This is a genomic window from Acidovorax sp. 56 (assembly GCF_002749705.1).
Classification (GTDB): Bacteria; Pseudomonadota; Gammaproteobacteria; order Burkholderiales; family Burkholderiaceae_C; genus Acidovorax.
On the sequence record NZ_PEEV01000001.1, the window covers coordinates 4,074,241 to 4,093,948 of the forward strand.

General features: G+C 64.0%; 18 protein-coding genes. 14 read left to right on the forward strand and 4 right to left on the reverse strand.

Annotated features, from left to right (window positions below):
- Positions 1–116: 116 nt before the first annotated feature.
- Positions 117–1,013, forward strand: a complete 897-nt coding sequence (locus CLU88_RS18105; RefSeq protein ID WP_099657785.1) for a triacylglycerol lipase — start codon at positions 117–119, stop codon at positions 1,011–1,013.
- 19 nt (positions 1,014–1,032) lie between these two features.
- On the opposite strand, the gene phhA is transcribed toward CLU88_RS18105, so the two are convergent.
- From phhA to hppD, 3 genes are all read right to left on the reverse strand, one after another.
- Positions 1,033–1,875: a phenylalanine 4-monooxygenase gene (phhA, locus tag CLU88_RS18110; protein WP_099658987.1), complete on the reverse strand. Its 843-nt coding sequence runs from the start codon at positions 1,873–1,875 to the stop codon at positions 1,033–1,035.
- A gap of 65 nt (positions 1,876–1,940) precedes the next feature.
- The gene (locus CLU88_RS18115) at positions 1,941–2,909 is read right to left on the reverse strand and encodes a tripartite tricarboxylate transporter substrate binding protein (protein ID WP_099657786.1); all 969 of its coding nucleotides are present in this window, start codon (positions 2,907–2,909) and stop codon (positions 1,941–1,943) included.
- A 61-nt stretch (positions 2,910–2,970) separates the two neighbouring features.
- Positions 2,971–4,104 carry a 4-hydroxyphenylpyruvate dioxygenase gene (hppD, locus tag CLU88_RS18120; RefSeq protein ID WP_099657787.1) on the reverse strand — a complete coding sequence of 378 codons (1,134 nt, stop codon included), beginning with the start codon at positions 4,102–4,104 and terminating at the stop codon, positions 2,971–2,973.
- 229 nt (positions 4,105–4,333) lie between these two features.
- Between hppD and CLU88_RS18125 the strand changes: the two genes are divergently transcribed.
- From CLU88_RS18125 to fabB, 9 genes are all read left to right on the forward strand, one after another.
- On the forward strand, positions 4,334–4,816 hold the full coding sequence (locus CLU88_RS18125) for an Lrp/AsnC family transcriptional regulator (RefSeq protein ID WP_099657788.1): 483 nt from the start codon (positions 4,334–4,336) through the stop codon (positions 4,814–4,816).
- 138 nt (positions 4,817–4,954) lie between these two features.
- Positions 4,955–5,836 carry an ABC transporter ATP-binding protein gene (locus CLU88_RS18130; RefSeq protein WP_099657789.1) on the forward strand — a complete coding sequence of 294 codons (882 nt, stop codon included), beginning with the start codon at positions 4,955–4,957 and terminating at the stop codon, positions 5,834–5,836.
- Complete coding sequence (locus tag CLU88_RS18135; protein ID WP_099657790.1) at positions 5,833–6,663, forward strand: hypothetical protein; 831 nt, start codon at positions 5,833–5,835, stop codon at positions 6,661–6,663. Before CLU88_RS18130 ends, CLU88_RS18135 begins: the two co-directional genes overlap by 4 nt.
- Positions 6,663–7,604: a hypothetical protein gene (locus CLU88_RS18140; RefSeq protein WP_099657791.1), complete on the forward strand. Its 942-nt coding sequence runs from the start codon at positions 6,663–6,665 to the stop codon at positions 7,602–7,604. Before CLU88_RS18135 ends, CLU88_RS18140 begins: the two co-directional genes overlap by 1 nt.
- A gap of 165 nt (positions 7,605–7,769) precedes the next feature.
- A complete protein-coding gene (locus CLU88_RS18145; RefSeq protein WP_099657792.1) occupies positions 7,770–8,501 on the forward strand; it encodes a GNAT family N-acetyltransferase in 732 nt (243 codons plus the stop codon).
- Between the two features lie 209 nt (positions 8,502–8,710).
- A complete protein-coding gene (locus CLU88_RS18150; RefSeq protein WP_099657793.1) occupies positions 8,711–9,589 on the forward strand; it encodes an HlyC/CorC family transporter in 879 nt (292 codons plus the stop codon).
- Positions 9,589–11,268, forward strand: coding sequence for an apolipoprotein N-acyltransferase (lnt, locus tag CLU88_RS18155; protein WP_099657794.1), 1,680 nt, complete (start codon positions 9,589–9,591; stop codon positions 11,266–11,268). Before CLU88_RS18150 ends, lnt begins: the two co-directional genes overlap by 1 nt.
- A 238-nt stretch (positions 11,269–11,506) precedes the next feature.
- Positions 11,507–12,028 (forward strand): 3-hydroxyacyl-[acyl-carrier-protein] dehydratase FabA, encoded by a 522-nt coding sequence (gene fabA, locus CLU88_RS18160; protein WP_099657795.1) that lies wholly within the window; start codon positions 11,507–11,509, stop codon positions 12,026–12,028.
- Entirely contained in the window at positions 12,025–13,245 is a 1,221-nt protein-coding gene (gene fabB, locus CLU88_RS18165; protein ID WP_099657796.1) for a beta-ketoacyl-ACP synthase I, read from the forward strand. Before fabA ends, fabB begins: the two co-directional genes overlap by 4 nt.
- 210 nt (positions 13,246–13,455) lie before the next feature.
- Here the strand turns inward: fabB and CLU88_RS18175 are convergent, their stop codons facing one another.
- Positions 13,456–14,370, reverse strand: coding sequence for a LysR family transcriptional regulator (locus CLU88_RS18175; RefSeq protein ID WP_099657797.1), 915 nt, complete (start codon positions 14,368–14,370; stop codon positions 13,456–13,458).
- A 209-nt stretch (positions 14,371–14,579) separates the two neighbouring features.
- Between CLU88_RS18175 and CLU88_RS18180 the strand changes: the two genes are divergently transcribed.
- From CLU88_RS18180 to glyS, 4 genes are all read left to right on the forward strand, one after another.
- Positions 14,580–15,662, forward strand: coding sequence for a type II asparaginase (locus CLU88_RS18180; RefSeq protein WP_099657798.1), 1,083 nt, complete (start codon positions 14,580–14,582; stop codon positions 15,660–15,662).
- Positions 15,663–16,087: 425 nt separating this feature from the next.
- Complete coding sequence (glyQ, locus tag CLU88_RS18185) at positions 16,088–17,002, forward strand: glycine--tRNA ligase subunit alpha (RefSeq protein WP_099657799.1); 915 nt, start codon at positions 16,088–16,090, stop codon at positions 17,000–17,002.
- Positions 17,002–17,304: an antibiotic biosynthesis monooxygenase gene (locus CLU88_RS18190; protein WP_099658988.1), complete on the forward strand. Its 303-nt coding sequence runs from the start codon at positions 17,002–17,004 to the stop codon at positions 17,302–17,304. The genes glyQ and CLU88_RS18190 overlap by 1 nt, the downstream gene beginning before the upstream one ends.
- Positions 17,305–17,312: 8 nt before the next feature.
- Positions 17,313–19,538 (forward strand): glycine--tRNA ligase subunit beta, encoded by a 2,226-nt coding sequence (glyS, locus tag CLU88_RS18195; RefSeq protein WP_099657800.1) that lies wholly within the window; start codon positions 17,313–17,315, stop codon positions 19,536–19,538.
- The last annotated feature ends 170 nt before the right edge of the window (positions 19,539–19,708 follow it).

Below are 19,708 nucleotides of genomic sequence, written 5' to 3' on the forward strand. Positions count from 1 at the left end.
TGGAAATTGCGGGGCGGCGCCCCTAGCCGGGCGCCCCTGGCCGGGCTGGTGCACACTGCCCGCCAACGTGCTCTGGCCTTGCCGGGCCCTCACATTTCCCTACCGCGCCACCGCCCATGCTTGCCCGTTCTCAGAAGGTGTTTTTGTTTTCGTTGCTCTTGTACGCCGTGGGGTGTCTGGTGTGGTGGTGGCCTGAGCGGCCGTGGCTGGCCTGCGGGGCGGCGTTGCTGCCGCTGCTGGTGTTTGTGGCCGTCATGGGCCTGGAGTTCATGGCCATGCAGCGCCTCAATCGGCGCGATGCCGTGCCGGTGGCCTCGGTGCCCCAATTGCTGCGGGCCTGGTGGTGCGAGCTAGGGGTCGCCTTGCTCGTGTTTTGCTGGCGCCAGCCTTTTTTTGCCCATACCGAACCCGATTGGCTGCCTGCCCAGCCCAATGGGGCGCGGGGTGTGGTACTGGTGCATGGCTTCATGTGCAATCGGGGCGTGTGGCTGCATTGGCTGCCCCGCTTGCGGGCTGCGGGCCATGCCCATGTGGCGGTCAATCTGGAGCCCGTCATCGGCTCCATCGATGCGTATATCGATGCCATTGAGCAGGCCGTGCAGCGTGTCACGGCAGCGACCGGCCAGCCCCCGGTGCTGCTGTGCCACAGCATGGGCGGGCTGGCCGCCCGGGCGTGGCTGCGGGCCGCGGAGGGCGATGCGCGCGTGCACCGCGTGTTGACCTTGGGTACGCCCCACGCAGGCACCTGGCTGGGCCGCTTCAGCCATGCTGAAAATGGCCGCCAGATGCGGCTGGACAGCCCCTGGCTGCAAGCCTTGGCGGGGCAAGAGTCACCCGAGCGGCGCAGCTTGTTCGTGTGTTGGTACTCACCTTGCGACAACATCGTTTTTCCCGCCTCCACCGCTGCCTTGCCGGGGGCACAGCACCGCCTCATCAGCGATGTGGCCCACCTGCAAATGGCATTGCATCCGTTGGTGGTGCAAGCGTGTCTGGACGAAATCGCCAGGCCCTGACGCCGATTTCAGGCAGGTTTCAGGCCGCCACGGCGGCTTCTCGCTCGTCGGCCGCAAACTCCGGCAAGCCGCGCAATTGCTCGTACAGGGGGGTGAAGTCCGCTGCGGTCATGTCAAACAGCTGCTCAAAGCTGTCGATCACGAAGTAGGTCTGCTGGTAGGTGTCGATCTTGTAGCGCGTGCGCATGGTGCGCTGCAGCTGTAGCGGCAGGCGCTGTGGCTCAGGGCTTTGCACGGCATAGGGCAGCTCGCCCGATGAGCTGAGAATGCCCGCACCGTAGGCCCGCAGGCCGTTGGCCTGGCGGATCAGCCCGAACTCGATCGTGTACCAGTACAGGCGGCTGAGCATCTCGCAGGCCCCCAGCCCCTGGGCCTTGAGCCCGCCCTGGCCGTAGCGTTGCACGTAGTCGGCAAACACGGGGTTGAAGAGCAAGGGCACATGGCCAAACAGGTCGTGGAAGATGTCGGGCTCGACGATGTAGTCAAACTCTTCAGGCTTGCGAATCCAGTCGGTGACGGGGAACTTGCGGTTGGCCAGCAGCGTGAAGAAGGGCACCTCAGGGATCAGCCCCGGCACGGCCACGATCTCCCAGCGTGTGGCGCGGTACAGGCGGTCGTTGATTTCTTCAAAGCGCGGAATGTGGTCCTTCACGCCCAGCGAGGGCAGGGCCTCTATGAAGGCATCGCTGGCCAGGCTGGGCAACAGGGCGCATTGGCGCTCGTACAGGCGCCGGTAGGTGTCGTGGTCGGCAGCGGTGTAGGCCGCGTGGTTTTGCGCGCAGGTGTAGCCCTCGTCTGCGCGAGAGTAGTCGCCACGGGGTGGGCGGGTGGATTGGCCGTAGACGACAGGGGGTTGTCCCATGGTTTGCTCCTGTGCCGCCCAGGCCCTGTTCACTCTGCGGGCCGCATGCGCCCGACCTTTGGCGGCTAATTGATTTTGATTTTTGCGGCCTTGATCAAGAACTCGTACTTGTTGTACTCAGACTTCACGAACTGCGAAAAACCGTCCAGGCTCAGCTCTTCTGGCGAAATCCCCATCTTTTGCAGGCCTGCCTTGCCCGGCGCCGACTGCATCACTGCAGTGAATGCGTTGGCATAACGGCGAGCGTCGGCGTCAGGCAGACTGGCGGGGGCAAACAGCCCAAACCAGGTCGACACATTGAAGCCTTGCACCGAGTCGTTGATGCTGGGCACGTCCGGAAGCGCCTTGTCGCGGCTGAGGGTGGTGACCCCCAGGGCCTTGAACTTGCCCGACTGGATGTGGGGCAGGGCCGATGCCAGGTTGTCAAACACCAGGCCCACCTGCCCCGAAGTCAGCGCCGCCAAGGCGGGGGCAGACCCTTGGAAGGGGGTATGGCCCATCTTGGTGTTGGTCAGCGACTTGAACATTTCTGCCGCAATGTGGCCGATGCTGCCGTTGCCACCCGATCCGTACTTGAGCTGGTCCGGGTTCTTCTTGAGGTACTGCACCAGATCGGCGGTGGTGTTGATGCTGAGTTTTTTGGCTTGCTCTGCATTCATCACCAGCACATTGGGTGTGCGCGCCACGAGCACCAGCGGCTTGAAGTCCTTGATCGGGTTGTAGGGGAAGCTTTTGTACAGCCAGGGGTTGACGGCATGGGTGGCAACAGCACCCATGAGCAGCTGGTTGCTGCCCTTGGGTGACTTGGCCACCAGCTCGGCGCCGGTGTTGCCACCTGCGCCGGGCTTGTTCTCTACGGCAATGGCGCCCAGTTGGGCTTTGGCACCGTCTGCCAGCAGGCGGGCAGCGGTGTCCAGCGGGCCTCCCGCAGGGTAAGGCACCACAATGGTCAGCGGTGCGCCGGGGTTTTGTGCCAACGCAAGCGTGGCACCGCCGCACAGCAGTGCGCCAATGAAGAGGGAACGAAGCAGCATGTGGGTTTCTCCGGATGCGAATGCTGCTCAGTATAGGTAACGGTCTGTTTCCGCAGGCGTGCTATTTGGTCAGCACACCCCTGCGCATTTGGTCCAGCTCGATGGACTCGAACAGTGCCTTGAAATTGCCGTTGCCAAAACCGTCGTCCCCCTTGCGCTGGATGAACTCGAAGAAGATCGGGCCCAACTGGTTCTCGCTGAAGATTTGCAGCAGCAATTTGCCCGCCACGCCATCCACCAGGATCTTGCGGTCCTTGAGGGCCTGCAGCGGCTCGCCGTGGCCGGGGATGCGCTTGTCCACCAGCTCGTAGTACGTGTCGATGGTGTCGAGCAGGCGCACGCCGCTGGTGCGCAGGGCGTCCACGGTGCCATACAGGTCGTCCGATCCCATGGCGATGTGCTGGATGCCTTCGCCCTTGTACATGTCCAGGTATTCCTGGATCTGGCCGGCCTTTTCCTTGCCTTCCTCATTGATCGGGATGCGGATCTTGCCGCACGGGCTGGTCATGGCCTTGCTCTTGACGCCGGTGACCTGGCCTTCGATGTCGAAGTATTTGATCTCGCGGAAGTTGAACACGCGCTCGTAAAAGTCGGCCCACTCGGTCATGCGGCCCCGGTGCACGTTGTGCGTGAGGTGGTCGATGTAGGTCAGGCCGTGGCCCTTGGGGTTCAGTGCCTCTTCGGCCGAGACGCCAGGCAGGGGCTCGAAGTCCACGTCAAAAAAGCCGATGTTGCCAATGTCGCCCGGCTTGGCGCCGTTCTTGCCGCGCCAGCGGTCCACCAGATAGATCAGGCTGTCACCCACGCCCTTGATGGCGGGAATGTTCAGCTCGCCCGGGCCTGCGGTGCCAGCGTAGCCCCAGGCTCCCAGGCCCAGTGCGCGTTCGTAGGCGGCTTTGGCATCGTGCACGCGAAACGCAATGGCGCAGACGCTGGGGCCATGCAGGCGCGCAAAGCGCTGGGCAAAGCTGTCGGGCTCGGCATTGATGATGAAGTTGATCTCTCCCTGGCGGTACAGGGTGACCGCCTTGTGGCGGTGCCGGGCCACGGGTTTGAAGCCCATGCCCTCAAACACCTTGCCCATGGTTTGGGGATCGGGGGCGGCGAATTCGATGAATTCAAAGCCGTCGGTGCCCATGGGGTTCTCCCAGGCGGCGGTGGCCTGGGCGGCCTGTTGGGGCAATGCTGCGTTCATGGTTGGGGCTCCGTTATGAGGGACGTGTGGCCAGCTGCCACGGTGGAGTCCACTTTAGAAGCCACCCAGATCAATAAAACAGCGTTTGGAGAAAGTGCCCCGAGTGAGTTGCAAGAAAAATCTGTGTTTTCGCATTGGGCGCAGGTTTTGTGCGCATTCAGGGTTAACCATGATGTTTGTGTGCTGATTTGCGCTGTGGCGTCGATCCGCCGCTTTCATAATCCCGGGCATGACTGCTGCACACACGCTGGATCGCTTGGACAGTGCTGTCCTTCGCATCCTTCAAATCAATGGGCGCGCCACTTACGACGACATTGGCGCCCAGATTGGCCTCTCGCCCAGCGCGGTGCTGCGCCGCGTCAAGCGGCTGGAAGAGGCTGGGGTGATTGACCGCTACGTAGCCCTGGTCAAGCCCGAGGCGGTGGGGCTGGGGCTGATCGCCTACCTGAATGTGCGCCTGGAAAAGCACACCGAGAGCCACAAGCGCAACCCCATGGACCTGTTTCGCGCCAGCGTGCAGACCTGGCCCGAGGTGGTGGAGTGCTCTTCGCTGACCGGGGAGATGGACTATTTGCTGCGGGTGGTGGTGCAGGACATGGCGCACTACAGCCGCTTCATCATGGACACCCTGCTCAAGCACCCCAGCGTGCAAGACTGCAAGACCAGTTTTGTGCTGGACAGCGTGAAGGCCACGACCGCTGTACCTGTCTAGACGCAGGTCCTGACGCTGCATGCTTTGAGCAGAGCGTGACCAAAGTCACGGCAGCCGCGTTAGCTGCGGCGCAAGAGCAAGAGGGGCCCTGGTGCGCAGACATAATCCGCCAGCCCGCAGGACGGGCGGGAGGCGGACATGATCCAGATAGAAGGCCTGCACTACGGCTATGGCCGGGCAGCGCTGTATGCCGATTTTTCAGCCCAGATTGGGCAGCCGGGTATTTATGGCGTGTTTGGCCGCAACGGCAGCGGCAAGTCCACCTTGTTGCGGCTGCTGTGTGGCTTGCTCACGCCCTGGCAAGGGCGCGTACGGGTGCTGGGTTTTCAGCCCCGGCAACGCGCGGCGGATTTTCTGGCCTCGGTCTACATCGTGCCCGAGGAGTTTCATCTGCCCAACCTGACTGCCGCCCAGCTGGCGCGCACCCACGGCAGCTTTTACCCCCAGTTTTCGCACGCTCTGTTCAGCGATTACTTGCAGGTGCTGGAGGTGCCGGTGGACAGCCGGTTTGAGGCCATGAGCCTGGGCCAGAAGAAGAAGGCCGCCATTGCCTTTGCCTTGGCCACCCAGACCCCGTTGCTGTTGATGGACGAACCGACCAACGGTCTGGACATCGTGGGCCGGGGGCAGTTTCGTGAGTTGATGCGGCGGCCTGAGCAGGCACAGCGCGTGGTCATGATCAGCACCCACCAGGCGCACGACCTCGAGAGCATCCTGAGCCATATCTGGTTCATCGACCAGGGACGGCTGGCCCTGGCCGCCCGCATGGACGAATTGGCAGAGCGCTTGACCATGGGGGTGGCGGCCACTGCGCAGGCCTTGCCGACGGACGGCCTTTTGTACCAGGAGGCCTTGGGTGCACAGGTGGCCTATGTGGCCCGGCGCGTGGCGGGGGTGCCAGAGGAAGGTGCCTTGCAACTGGAGCTCTTGTACAAAGCCTTGAGTTTGAACCGGGACGCCATGCTGCAAGCCCTGGCCACGGCGGATGGTGCACGCACCGCAGAAGGAGCCCTCGCATGAGCCAAGACACACCGTCGACCCCGCCATCCACGCAGGCGTGGAACTGGCAGCGTTTTGAATGCCTGGCGCTGGCCCATTGGGCAGAGCAGCGCCGCCACTACCTGGGCTATCTGCTGGTGCTGGCCATTTTGTATGCGGTGCTGCTGCTGTTGACGCTGGGTGTGTCCAGCTTCAAGGCCTTCGATGCAGAAGTCCAGGCCGCGTTTTATTTTTCAGGGCTTTTCCTGACGGGCTATGTGTTTGCAGGCCGGTACTTTGATGGCATTGCGCAGCGCGAGTCGGCCTTGCTGATCCTGATGCGGCCGGCATCGGTGCTGGAGAAGTGGGCCTTGTGCGTGCTGGTGGTGGCTGTGTTTTACCCGCTGGCCTACAGCGCCCTGTTTTTGCTGATGTCCTGGCCCGTGCTGCAACTGGTGGTGTTTGTGCGGCCCCTGCTCAGCGAAGGGGTGGTGTCGCTGGACAAGTACTTTTTGTTTGTGCCGTGGTGGCCGCACGGTGGAGAGCATGCTGTGATCTCGCTGCGCGCCCAGATGGGGTTGTGGATGGCACTGTGGGCGAGTCAGGCGTTTGTCTTGGCGGGCACGCTGTACTTTCGCAAGGCGGGCATGCTCAAGGCCCTGGTGGTGGGGTTTGCGCTGTTTGTGCTGACGGTGCTATGGACGGTGGTGACGGGGGCCCGCACGGAATCCTTGTCCGTATGGTGGAGCTTGGAAGCCGAGGTGTTCACGCCCTGGCTGCATGGGCTCAATGCTTTGGTGTGGATCGTGGTGCCGGGCCTGCTGTGGGGCCTGGTGTATGTCAACCTGCAAGAGAAAGAGCTGCTGTGATGGCCTTCACCACGGCACAGGGCCGTCGCCGCCGAGGCCCCTGGATTTTCATGGCCGCCTTGCTGCTCTTTTGGGGTGGTTTGGGGTTGACGGGCCTCAAGGTGCTCAAGCCACGCTATCGGTCAGACCCCGCCTTTGTGCTGGATGCCCAGGACATTGCAGGCCTGACCCGCTTGCAGATTGTGCAGGGCGCCGATGCCGGAGGCTACCGGCGTTCGGTTGATGTCCTGGTTGGGACGGGGCAAGGTATTGAGGCACGCACCTATCCCTTGGGGCAAACGGCCACTGACGCGGACGATGGTGCGCATCGGCTGGGAGTGTTCCGTGAGGGCAACACCCTGGTGATCATTGCGGCCCAGGAGCCCGCAGCGCAGTCTCCTGGGCACCGCAGGCGCTGGTCACGGCTGCATTCCGTCACGGTGCCAGCGCAGTTTCGCCATCTGGTGGTGACCGAGGCTGACATCCATGCCGTGGAGCCGCTCGCTGAGCTGCGGGTGGATGGCGTCGCTGTGCGGGTCAGTGGCAATGTGGCGTCGCTCGATTTGCGTGCGGCCCAGGCGGACTGCAGCGACTGCAGCACGTCAAAAGGTGGTCGCAATGGGCCCGAAATGCCAGTCTGCGATCCTGCCCGGCCATCAGAGAGCAAGGTAGCGCTGCGCGTAGATGCCTCAGCCATGCGGGAGGTGGTCATGAGCGCCGCCACGGGCAGTGTGGCCCTGACGAAGTCGGCGGGGCTGCAACGCTTGCGCCTGCTCATTGGGAATGACGTGGGGGTGTCCGTGGACCGTGCCCACGTCTTGCTGCCCGGTGCCAAGCCGGTGCTGGGGGCCGGGGCTCGGCCCTTGCTGGGGGACTCCGCATGCGTTTCGCCCCTGTCGGGCGCATTGGAGCAGTCCAAGCCACCAGCTCGGCAGGCACTGTACTGGAAACCCCTGTCTTGAAAGCCTGGGGGCCCCCGGGTAAGGTGATTTGGCTGCGTTGGCAGCGACCATGAGGCAGTTTGGGTGCACTTGGCAGGTGCCGGAGGTCTGGGGTGGTGGCTCTATTTTGCTGCGTTGCAGCAAAACTGCTGGAAAAAATCAGGGAAAACCCTTAAAGTTCACCCCATGATCGCAACCAAAGCCCTGCTCAAGGCATCCTGGCACGCCAGCACCGGCATGCTGCGCACCCGAAACAGTCATTCTTCCAAGGAGGCAGGCATGCCTTCCACGCCCTTGATGGTTCCTATCCGCTCGCTGGGCCCTTCGTACCGCGAGCGTATTACCGCCCACTTGCTCAAGCTGGAGCCCGCAGACCGTTACCTGCGTTTTGGCTACGCCGCCAATGACGAGCAAATCCGCCGCTACGCCGAGCAACTCGACTTCAGCCGCGACGAAATTTTTGGCATCTACAACCGCCGCCTGGAGCTGGTGGCCATGGCCCACCTGGCTTTCTCCGAGCATCCCCAGCACAAGCACTGCGCAGAGTTCGGGGTTTCCGTACTCAAGCAGGCCCGCGGCCGGGGCTTTGGTGCCCGCCTGTTCGAGCGTGCCGTCATGCACGCCCGCAACGAAGGCGTGAACATGGTGTTCATCCACGCCCTGTCTGAAAACACGGCCATGCTCAAGATCGCCCGCAAAGCCGGTGCCACCGTGCAGCGCGATGGCTCTGAATCCGAGGCCTACCTGCACATCCAGCCTGCCAGCTTTGACACCCGCGTGGCCGAGATGGTGGAGCAGCAGTTTGCCGAGGTGGACTACCAGTTCAAAAAGCAAGCCAAGCAGTTCTGGGATTTTCTGTCCGGCGTGCAGGAAGTGCGCCGGGGTGTGCAGCACGCACGCCACCAGTCGGCTGAGTAAGCGCTGACACGGGCGGGGCTTTCGGCCAAATGAGCCGCACTGCCCTGCGATTTCCTGGGCGCCGCGCACCTGCTGCGCAATCACGCGCCCACACAGTGCCCCTGAGTCTTGTATGAGCAGCCGCCCTGCGCTGCGTCGTTGCCTTGTCAACGCAATCCGCTATCCTTGGGCTCTGTTCACCACTACTGCAAGTCCTGCAATCCACGACAGTGTCTGACCCGCACCCTGGGCGTTTGCCCGAAAAGGAAGACAAGCGCACTTTTCTGCAAAAGGTGGCCGAGTTCATACACCCCGGCCCTGACTCTGCAGAAGAACTCATCGAGACCCTGGCGGAGGCCGAGGACAACCAGGTCATCGGCGCCGACTCGCGTGTGATGATTGAGCGAGTGATCCGCATGGCCGACATGACCGCCAGCGATGTCATGGTGGCCTCACCCCGCATGGACATGGTCGATATCGATGAGCCGCCCGATGTGCTGCTGCGCTCGGTGATCGACACGGCCCACTCGCGCTTTCCGGTGTTCCAGGGCGAGCGGGAGAACATCATTGGCATCCTCATGGCCAAAGACCTGCTCAAGCTGCAGCGGGCGCCAGAGCTCAATATCCGCGCCTTGCTGCGGCCCGCCGTGTTTGTGCCCGAGAGCAAGGGCCTGAACGACCTGCTGCGCGAGTTTCGCGGCAACCGCAACCACCTGGCCATCGTGATCGACGAGTTTGGACGCGTGGCCGGGCTGGTCACCATTGAAGATGTGCTTGAACAGATCGTGGGCGAGATTGAAGATGAATTCGACATTGCCGAAGACTCGGGCGACATCTTTGGCCTGGCCGACAAGACCTACCGCGTGAGCGGCGACACCCCCATCGAGCGGGTGTCTGAAGCCTTTGGCGTCCACATCCAGGGCAGCGAGCCCGTGGACGCGTTTGACACCATTGGCGGCCTGATCGCCCACGAAATGGGTCGCGTGCCCAAGCGTGGCGAACACCTGCAACTGTGCGGGCTGCATTTTGTGGTGCTGCACACCAAGGGTGGCGCGGTGCGCTGGTTCAAGGTGTCGCGGGTGGAAGCGCCTGGCGCTGCCGAACATTGATGGCCCGGGCGTTGATGTCGCGCAGCCGCCCTGCGATGGTGGCTGCCACGGGGCTGTCTGCCTTGGCCGGTCTGGCCCAGGCAGCATCGCTCGCCTGGCCCGGCACGGGCCAGCCTGTGTGGTGGCTGCAGTGGCTGTCGATGCTGGTGTTGGCAGGGCTGCTGCACCACCTGCGCCCCAGCGGGCGGCAGGGGGCCTGGCTGGGTTTTTCGTTTGCCCTGGCCTGGCTGTGCGGCACCTTCTGGTGGCTGTTCATTTCCTTGCACACCTATGGCGGGCTGGCTGCGCCGCTGGCCGCGGCCGCCGTGCTGGCCTTGGCGGCGTTCCTGGCGCTGTACTATGCGGCGGCTTTATGGTCTTTTTGCAAGCTAGCGCCCGCCAATAAAGCGCTAGCAGCTATGCTTTTTGCAGCGCTTTGGCTACTGGCGGAGCTGGTGCGTGGCACCTGGTTCACGGGCTTTCCGTGGGGCGCAGGGGGCTATGCCCATGTGCAGGGGCCGCTGGCGTCGCTGCCCCGCTGGGTGGGGGTGTATGGGGTGGGGGCGGTGTCCGCAGGGCTGGCCATGGCGTGCGTGCAGTGCCGCGGGTCGGATCTGCGCCGTTGGTCCACCTGGGTGGCCGTCTTGGCTGTGGTGGCGGTTGGCGGCTGGGCGGCCTTGCAGCGCCACTGTGCGGTAGAGCTGTGCTACACCCCGTCGCGGGCCCCGGCGCCACCGCTGTCACTGGCCCTGCTGCAGGGCAATATCCCGCAAGACGAAAAATTTGAGGAAGGCAGCGGTGTGCCGCTGGCGCTGCAGTGGTACGCGCAGCAGTTGCGCAGCGAGACGGCCACGCTGGTCGTAGCCCCTGAGACGGCGATACCGCTGCTGCCGCAGCAGCTGATTCCGGGCTATCTGGAAGGGCTGCAGGCCCGGTACACCGAGGGCGCGCAGGCCGCTTTGGTGGGCATACCCCTGGGCAATGCCCGTGCGGGCTACACCAACTCGGTGCTGGGCTGGCGCCCCTCCAGTCCGTCCAGCACGCCCGGCATGCCCAGTGGCGGGGCGGCCGAGCCCGTCTACACCTACAGCAAGCACCACCTGGTGCCCTTTGGTGAATTCATTCCGCCACTGTTCAAGTGGTTCACGGCCATGCTCAACATACCCCTGGGGGATTTCAACCGGGGCACGGTGGGCCAGGCCTCGTTTGAATGGGCGGGGCAGCGCATTGCCCCCAACATTTGCTACGAAGACTTGTTTGGCGAAGAGCTGGCCGCGCGCTTTGCCGACCCAGCCCAGGCACCCACGGTGATGGTCAACTTCAGCAACATTGGCTGGTTTGGCAACACGCTGGCCATTGACCAGCACCTGCAGATCAGCCGCATGCGCACCCTGGAACTGGAGCGCCCCATGGTGCGCGCCACCAACACTGGCGCCACGGCCATCATTGACCACCGGGGCGTGGTTACCCACCAGCTGGAGCGCCATACCCGTGGGGTGCTGCGCGCCGAGGTACAGGGGCGTGGGCAGGGCGTGTCGGTCGATGGGGGCGTCACCCCCTTTGCATGGTGGGCGTCGCGTTGGGGGCTGTGGCCCCTGTGGTGCGCGGGCCTGCTGGTGGTGTGTGTGGCGTGGGTGGCACGTCGGCGCGGCCCGGCGCCTGGGGGGTATTCCAGGCCCCTGCCGTTTGGTATGGAGTGAGCCGCCGACCGGCTTTGGCCTGGAGCGGGCGGTGCTGAAACCTCCCCACGGGCCGTGCCTTGGGTGTGCGCTGGCTTGATCCAGGTCATGTTGCGAAAGGGAGCCCCGAGCGCAATCAGGGTGTATCCCGTCCGGCGGACATGCCAAGCCTTGATAATAGAGGCCCGCAACCAGGGGTGAAGGTTGCACGAACGATGATTTGAGGCGGCCAAGCCGCCGTTCTGGAGCACGACTGAACATGGCAGATTCCTTTTCCTACGAACAACTGATCGCCTCGGGCGAGGGCCGGCTGTTCGGCGCTGACAGCGGGCGCCTGCCGCTGCCACCCATGCTGATGTTTGATCGCATCACGCACATCGACAGCGATGGGGGCGCGCACGGTTTGGGAAAGATCCGCGCGGAACTGGACGTCAAGCCCGACCTGTGGTTTTTCGCCTGCCACTTTCAGGGTGACCCTGTCATGCCCGGCTGCCTGGGCCTGGATGCCATGTGGCAACTCATCGGTTTTTACCTGACCTGGCTGCAACTGCCCGGCCGTGGCCGCGCATTGGGCGCGGGCGAGGTCAAGTTCACCGGCGAAGTGGGCCCAGACGTGAAGCTGGTCACCTACGAAATCGACATCAAGCGCGTCATCAAGCGCAAGCTGGTCATGGCCATTGGCGATGCCCGTTTGCTGGCCGATGGCAAGGAAATTTATGTAGCCAACGACCTGCGTGTGGGCTTGTTCAAGCGCGAGGAAGAAGGCAAGGACGCAGCATGACCAAAAAGCGCGTAGTCATCACCGGCGCGGGCATCGTCTCGTGTATTGGTAACGACCTGGCCACGGTAGAAGCCTCGCTGCGTGCGGGCAAAAGCGGCATCAAGGCCGTGGAAAAGTTCAAGGAACTGGGCCTGCGCAGCCAGGTGGGCGGCGCGCCGGAGATCGACATCGAAGCGCGCATTGACCGCAAGCAACTGCGCTTCATGGGCGATGCGGCGGCCTACGCTCAGATCGCCCTGGAAGACGCGATCCAACAAGCGGGCCTGACGCCCGAGCAGGTCAGCCACCCCCGCACCGGCCTCATCATGGGCTCGGGCGGCGGCTCGCCTGCCAACCAGATCGAAGCGGCCGACACGCTGCGCGAAAAGGGCATCCGCCGCGTGGGGCCGTACCAGGTCACGCGCTGCATGAGCTCCACCGTGTCCGCCTGCCTGGCCACCAACTTCAAGGTCAAGGGCATCAACTACTCCATCACCTCGGCGTGTTCCACCTCGGCGCACTGCATCGGCGCTGCGGCGCAGCAGATCGCCTGGGGTGTGCAGGACGTGATGTTTGCCGGTGGTGGTGAAGAACTATCCTGGGGCATGTCGCTGCTGTTTGACGGCATGGGCGCCATGTCTAGCAAGTACAACGAGACGCCCGAGCAAGCCTCGCGCGCCTACGACGCGAACCGCGATGGTTTTGTGATCGCAGGCGGTGGCGGCGCCGTGGTGCTGGAAAGCCTGGAGCATGCCCTGGCCCGTGGCGCCAACATCCTGGCCGAAGTGGTGGGCTTTGGCGCCACCAGCGACGGCGAAGACATGGTGGCCCCCTCGGGCGACGGCGCCATTGCCTGCATGCAGCAGGCCATGGAAGGGCTGAACGCCCCCATCGACTACATCAACACCCACGGCACCTCCACCCCGGTGGGCGACATGCAGGAAGTGCGTGCCATGCGAGCCCTGTTTGGCGACAAGGTTCCACCGTTCTCGTCCACCAAGTCGCTCACCGGCCACTCGCTGGGCGCCACGGGCGTGCAAGAGGCGATTTACTGCGTGATCATGCTGAACCAGGGTTTCATCGCCGGTTCGGCCAATGTGGAAACGCCCGACCCAGCCCTGGGCGACATGCCCCTGGTGACGCAAACGCGCGATGCGCAGCTGACCACTGTGCTGTCCAACAGCTTCGGCTTTGGCGGCACCAACGCCAGCCTGGTACTGCGCCGCTGGGGAGATTGAGCGATCCCCCTGAGGCGCTTCGCGCCTTCCCCCTTCTCTCGAATTGCTGTGCAATTCGGGGAGGGGGACGCAGCCAGTGCTGCGGGGCGGCCCTTGCACGGCTGCCCTCGTCTGGGTCCTGCGATTGCACAGGCTGCAAACGATAACTGACGAGCGCGCAAGAGGCTCTCGAAACAAGCCGTCTTCTCGGCGAGCGGGTGCTGGGTTAATTCATGCACGCGGCCCCTGCTGTCCTGAGAGCGTTTGATGCAGCAGCACCGGCAGCATGGCCAGCATGCGGGTGGCTGGTAGGCTGGGCGGGGACGACCTGGCGTGGTAGCTGTACAGCGACATGGGGGCCAGCTCGTGCAACTCCAGTGCCACCATCTGCGCGGGGTCCAGCCCCGTGGCGGTCAAAAAATCCACCACCGTCCAGCCCATGCCCCGGCGCACCAGCTCCAGCGCCAAGCGCGAGGTCTGCACCTGGATGCCCGGCCCGGCCGGGGAGCCCAGCCGCTGCGCAATCTCGTCAATGGACTGGCGCATGGGGTCGTCGCCCACCAGCCGGATCACCGGCACCTGGGCCAGCCGGGCGCCGGGGCTGGCGGTGCGCGGGGCTTGCCCCCACACCGTGGCGGCCACGGCCAGGTACAGCCGCCCACTCACCAGCAGGTCGCTGGCCACCTGTGGGTGCGGGTGTTTGTAGAACCCCAGCCCAAAGTCCACGCTGCGCGTGAGCAAAGCCTGCGTCATCTGGTCCTGGTGCAGTGTGCGCACCTCCACGCCGACCTGGGGGTGCTGCTGGGCGTGGTGTTGCAGCAGGCGTGGCAAGAATTCGTGCGTGATGGAGGGGATCGCGGCCAGCCGCACATCGCCTGAGTCGCTGGCCGCCAGGTTGCGCGCGGTGCGTTTGAGCGCGTCCAGCTGGCGGTAGATGCCCGTGGACTCGGTCGCCAGCACTTGCGCTTCAGGGGTAGGCGTGAGGCCCGATGGCGTGCGCAGAAACAGCCGGTAGCCCAGCTGCAGCTCGGTGTGCGCCACGGCCTTGCTGACGGCCGACGGGGTGATGCACAGCAGGCGGGCGGCCGCGCTCATGTTGCCGGTTTGTAAAACGGCTTGAAAGACTTCCAGCTGTCGCAGGTTCATGGCGCGCTCGGTGCGGTGGGCCCGCCGCCATCTTGGGTATGGCGTGCTGCAGGCGTCTTGATGGATGTGAATTCAACTCACAGGGTTGGGTTAATTATTCCACTTCACTGTGTGTGGGTTTCTCATAGGATGCGGCACCGTTCTACAAGACGGGCAAGGGGCCGAAGCCGCAACCGGCGGGTCCCGCAAAATCATCTGGAGACTTTTTCATGCACATTTCTTCTTCGTCCTCGTCCATCACCCGCCGCTGGTTTGCGGGTGTGGTGCTCTCGGCCCTGTCTGCAGCCGCCATGGCCCAGGCAGCCCAGCCCCATGTGGTGGTGCTGGCCACGGGTGGCACCATTGCGGGTGCAGGCGCCTCGGCCGCCAACAGCGCGACCTACGCCGCCGCCAAGGTGCCGGTGGACAAGCTGCTGGCAGGCCTGCCAGAGCTGGCCAACGTGGCCAAGGTGTCGGGCGAGCAAGTGTTCCAGATCGCCTCTGAAAGCTTCACCAACGAGCACCTGCTCAAGCTGGGCCAGCGCGTCTCGGCCCTGGCCAAGCAGGCCGATGTGGACGGCATCGTCATCACCCACGGCACCGACACGCTGGAAGAAACTGCGTACTTCCTGAACCTGGTGGTGCGCACCACCAAGCCCATCGTGGTGGTGGGCTCCATGCGCCCTGGCACGGCCCTGTCGGCCGACGGCACGCTGAACCTGTACGACGCCGTGAGCGTGGCGGCCAGCAAGGACGCCGCTGGCAAGGGCGTGCTCGTCACCATGAACGACGAAATCCAGAGCGGCCGCGATGTGAGCAAAACCATCAACATCAAGACCGAAGCCTTCAAGAGCCAATGGGGCCCGCTGGGCATGGTGGTGGAGGGCAAGAACTACTGGTTCCGTGCCCCCGTCAAGCGCCACACTGCGCAGTCTGAATTCAACATCGACGACATCAAGGCCCTGCCCGCCGTGGACATCGTGTACGGCTACGGCAACATGAACACCACGGGCATCGAGGCTTACGGCAAGGCTGGCGTCAAGGCGCTGATCCACGCTGGCACGGGCAATGGCTCGGTGGCGGCCCAGGCCGTGGAATCGCTCAAGACCCTGCGTGGCCAGGGCGTGCAAATCATCCGCTCGGCCCGCGTGCCCGATGGCTTTGTGCTGCGCAATGCAGAGCAGCCCGATGACAAGTACGACTGGGTGGTGGCCCACGACCTGCGCCCCCAAAAGGCCCGCATCCTGGCTATGGTCGCTTTGACCAAGACCAACGACAGCAAGGAACTGCAGCGCATTTTCTGGGAGTATTGACTCCCCCTGAGTCGCCTTCGGCGCCTTCCCCCCAGAGGGGGGGCGCCCCCGGCGCGGCGGGGCGGCCCTTGCGCGGGGGCGCTCGCTTGGTTCGCGCCAGTTTTGACGGGTGGTGAACTGTGCAGCGGTGGGTATTTCATATGAGACTTGGCGCACAACAGGTGCGCCGACGGGCTGCCTGAAACGGTGGTCACTGGTGCGCAACGGCTTACTGCTTGCGTGACTGGTTGGGAAGGCTGGGGCTCCAAAAGGGCTCTGGCCTTTTTTCATGGGGGCACGTCCCTCGGCGGCTGTGCTGGCTGCGCCGTAAAATCAGGGGTTGCACCGGCGGCCTGGGTGCTCTGCTTGTGTGCAGTGCGCTGGCCGACCCGCCTTTTCATTCTTTCTTATTGCCCGGCCCTGGCTCTGTCAGGGCCCCACACCTCATGTTGACCTTCCAGCAAATCATTCTGAAGCTGCAGTCCTATTGGGACGCGCAGGGTTGCGCCCTTTTGCAACCCTATGACATGGAAGTGGGCGCTGGCACCTCGCACACCGCCACCTTCCTGCGCGCCATTGGCCCCGAGCCGTGGAAGGCCGCCTACGTGCAGCCCAGCCGCCGCCCCAAGGACGGCCGCTACGGCGAGAACCCCAACCGCCTGCAGCACTACTACCAGTACCAGGTGGTGCTCAAGCCTGCACCGGCCAACATCCTGGAGCTCTACCTGGGCTCGCTCGAAGCCCTGGGCTTCGACCTGAAAAAGAACGACATCCGCTTTGTCGAAGACGACTGGGAGAACCCCACGCTTGGCGCCTGGGGCCTGGGCTGGGAGGTGTGGCTCAACGGCATGGAAGTCACGCAGTTCACCTACTTCCAGCAAGTGGGCGGCATCGACTGCAAGCCTGCCACCGGCGAAATCACCTACGGCCTGGAGCGTCTGGCCATGTACCTGCAGGGCGTGGACAACGTCTACAACCTGAAGTGGACCGACACCCTGAGCTACGGCGACGTGTACAAGCAAAACGAGGTGGAGCAGTCCACCTACAACTTCGAGCACAGCGACGCGGACTTTTTGTTCACCGCCTTCAACGCGCACGAAAAGCAGGCCAAGTACCTCATGGAACAGCAACTGGCCTTGCCCGCTTATGAGCAAGTGCTCAAGGCCGCGCACAGCTTCAACCTGCTGGACGCCCGTGGCGCGATCAGCGTGACCGAGCGTGCCGCCTACATCGGCCGCATCCGCAACCTGGCCCGCGCTGTGGCGCAAAGCTACTACGAGAGCCGCGAACGCCTGGGCTTCCCCATGGCGCCGCGCGAGTGGGTGGAACAGATGGCACCCACGGCCAAGAAGGCCGCCTGATGGTTCTGGAGATTGCCACCCTGCAGATCAAGCCCGGCCAGACGGCCGCGTTTGAGCAGGCCTTTGCCCAGGCGCAGCGCATCATTGCGTCCATGCCCGGGTACCAAGGGCACGAGCTGCAGCACTGCGTGGAAGATGACCACCAGTACGTGCTGCTGGTGCGCTGGGCCACGCTGCAAGACCACACCGAGGGCTTTCGTGGCTCTCTCCAATACCAGGAATGGCGCACGCTGCTGCACCATTTCTACGACCCCTTTCCTACCGTGCTGCACTACAACGCGGTCACGCCGTCTTTGAGCTGATTGATCCCATGACCACCCAAAATCTCCTCGTCGAACTGTTTGTGGAAGAGCTGCCCCCGAAGGCGCTGCAGAAGCTGGGCGATGCCTTCGCCAGCGTGCTGGCAGACCAGCTCAAAGCGCAAGGTTTGGCCACAGCGGCATCTGCCGTCACGCCATTCGCCTCACCCCGCCGCCTGGCCGCGCATGTGACCGCCGTGGCTGACAAGGCCGCTGACAAGGCCGTGCAGCAAAAGCTGATGCCCGTGACCGTGGGCCTTCAAGCGGACGGCAACGCCACGCCTGCGCTGCTCAAAAAGTTGCAGGCTCTGGGTGCCGATGTGTCCAACCCCGCAGCCGCCGTGGCGGCCTTGAAGCGCGCACAGGATGGCAAGGCCGAGGCCCTGTTCTATGACAGCGTGGTGCCCGGTGCAACGCTGACTGCTGGCTTGCAAAAGGCCATCGATGAAGCCATCGCCAAGCTGCCCATCCCCAAGGTGATGAGCTACCAGCTCGAAACCGACTGCGAGCTGCCCGGCTGGAGCAGTGTGAACTTTGTGCGCCCTGCACATGGCCTGGTGGCGCTGCACGGCAGCACGGTGGTGCCCGTGAAGGCGCTGGGCCTGACAGCAGGCAACAGCACCCAAGGCCACCGCTTTGAAGCGGCCGTGTCGCCCGTGGTGCTGGCAGACGCCGACAGCTACGCCGCCACGCTGAAAAAAGACGGTGCCGTGATCGCATCGTTTGCCGAGCGCAAGGCCGAGATCGCCCGCCAGCTCGCTGCGGCCGCTGCCAAAGTGGGCAACGGTGCCCGCCCCATTGAAGACGAAGCCCTGCTGGACGAAGTGACCGCGCTGGTTGAGCGCCCCAATGTCGTCATCTGCCAGTTTGAAGAGCAGTTCCTGGGCGTGCCGCAAGAGTGCCTCATCCTCACGATGAAGGCCAACCAGAAGTACTTCCCGCTGCTGGACGCCGCAGGCAAGCTGACCAACAAGTTCCTGGTGGTCAGCAACATCAGCCCCGAAGACACCAGCTTTGTGACTGGCGGCAACGAGCGCGTGGTGCGCCCGCGCCTGGCCGATGCCAAGTTCTTCTTTGACCAAGACCGCAAGAAGACGCTGGCCTCGCGCGTTGACGGCCTGAGCAAGGTGGTCTATCACAACAAGCTGGGCACGCAGGGTGAACGCGTGGAGCGCGTGCGCGCCATCTCCAAAGAGTTGGCCAAGGCGATTGCATCCCAGCTGGGCGATGCGCAACTGGTGCAAGACGCCGATTTGGCCGCCCAACTGGCCAAGACCGACCTCGTGACCGACATGGTGGGCGAATTCCCTGAGCTGCAGGGCATCATGGGCGGCTACTACGCGCTCAACGACGGCCTGGGCGAGACCGTGGCCCACGCCATTGAAGACCACTACAAACCCCGCTTTGCGGGCGATGCACTGCCCCGCAACACGGCGGGCGTGGTGGTGGCCCTGGCCGACAAACTCGAAACCCTGGTCGGCATGTTCGGCATTGGCAACCTGCCCACTGGCGACCGTGACCCGTTTGCGCTGCGCCGCCACGCACTGGGTGTGATTCGCATGCTGGTCGAGAAGGACCTGCCACTGGACTTGAGCGCCCTGCTGGGGAGCGTTGTGCAAGTTCACAATGACTCGGAAATACAGCTGACCGCATTTAATGCATCGATTGGCGATGGTTTGGGTGTTTTCCAGGCACGAGCACCATTTCAAGAGCAAGTGGTCGGTCAAATTGAGGACTTCATCTACGACCGCCTCGCAGGCAGCCTGCGCGAGCAGGGCTACCGGGCGCAGGAAGTCGACGCCGTCATGGCCCTGCGCCCGCAGCGCCTGGCCTTGGTCGAAAAGCAACTCGCCGCCGTGCGCGCCTTTGCGGCCTTGCCCGAAGCCCCTGCGCTCGCAGCCGCCAACAAGCGCGTGGGCAACATCCTGAAAAAGGCCGAGGTCGAAGGCCCGGTGGATGCGCATGTGAACCCCGCCTTGCTGCAAGAGCAGGCCGAGAAAGACCTGTTTGCTGCCCTGCAGCGCTTTGTGCCCGAGGCCAATGCGCAGTTTGACGCGGGCGACTACACCGCCAGCCTGCAAACCCTGGCCGTGCTGCGCGCGCCGGTAGATGCGTTCTTTGACGACGTGATGGTGAACGCCGAGCAGCTGGACCTGCGCCTGAACCGCCAGGGCCTGCTCAAAAGCCTGCACGAGGCGATGAACCGCGTGGCCGACTTGTCGCGTCTGGTGTCCTGATGCATCCCCCTGAGGCGCTACGCGCCTTCCCCCTTCTCTCACATCGCTGCGCGATGTGGGAAGGGGGACGCCGCCAGCGCGGCGGGGCGGCCCTTGCGCGGCGACCGCTGGCCTCGGCAGCGCGCGTTTTGTGGATCGCGAGCGAGGTACAACGCCGCGCCTCTGTCACC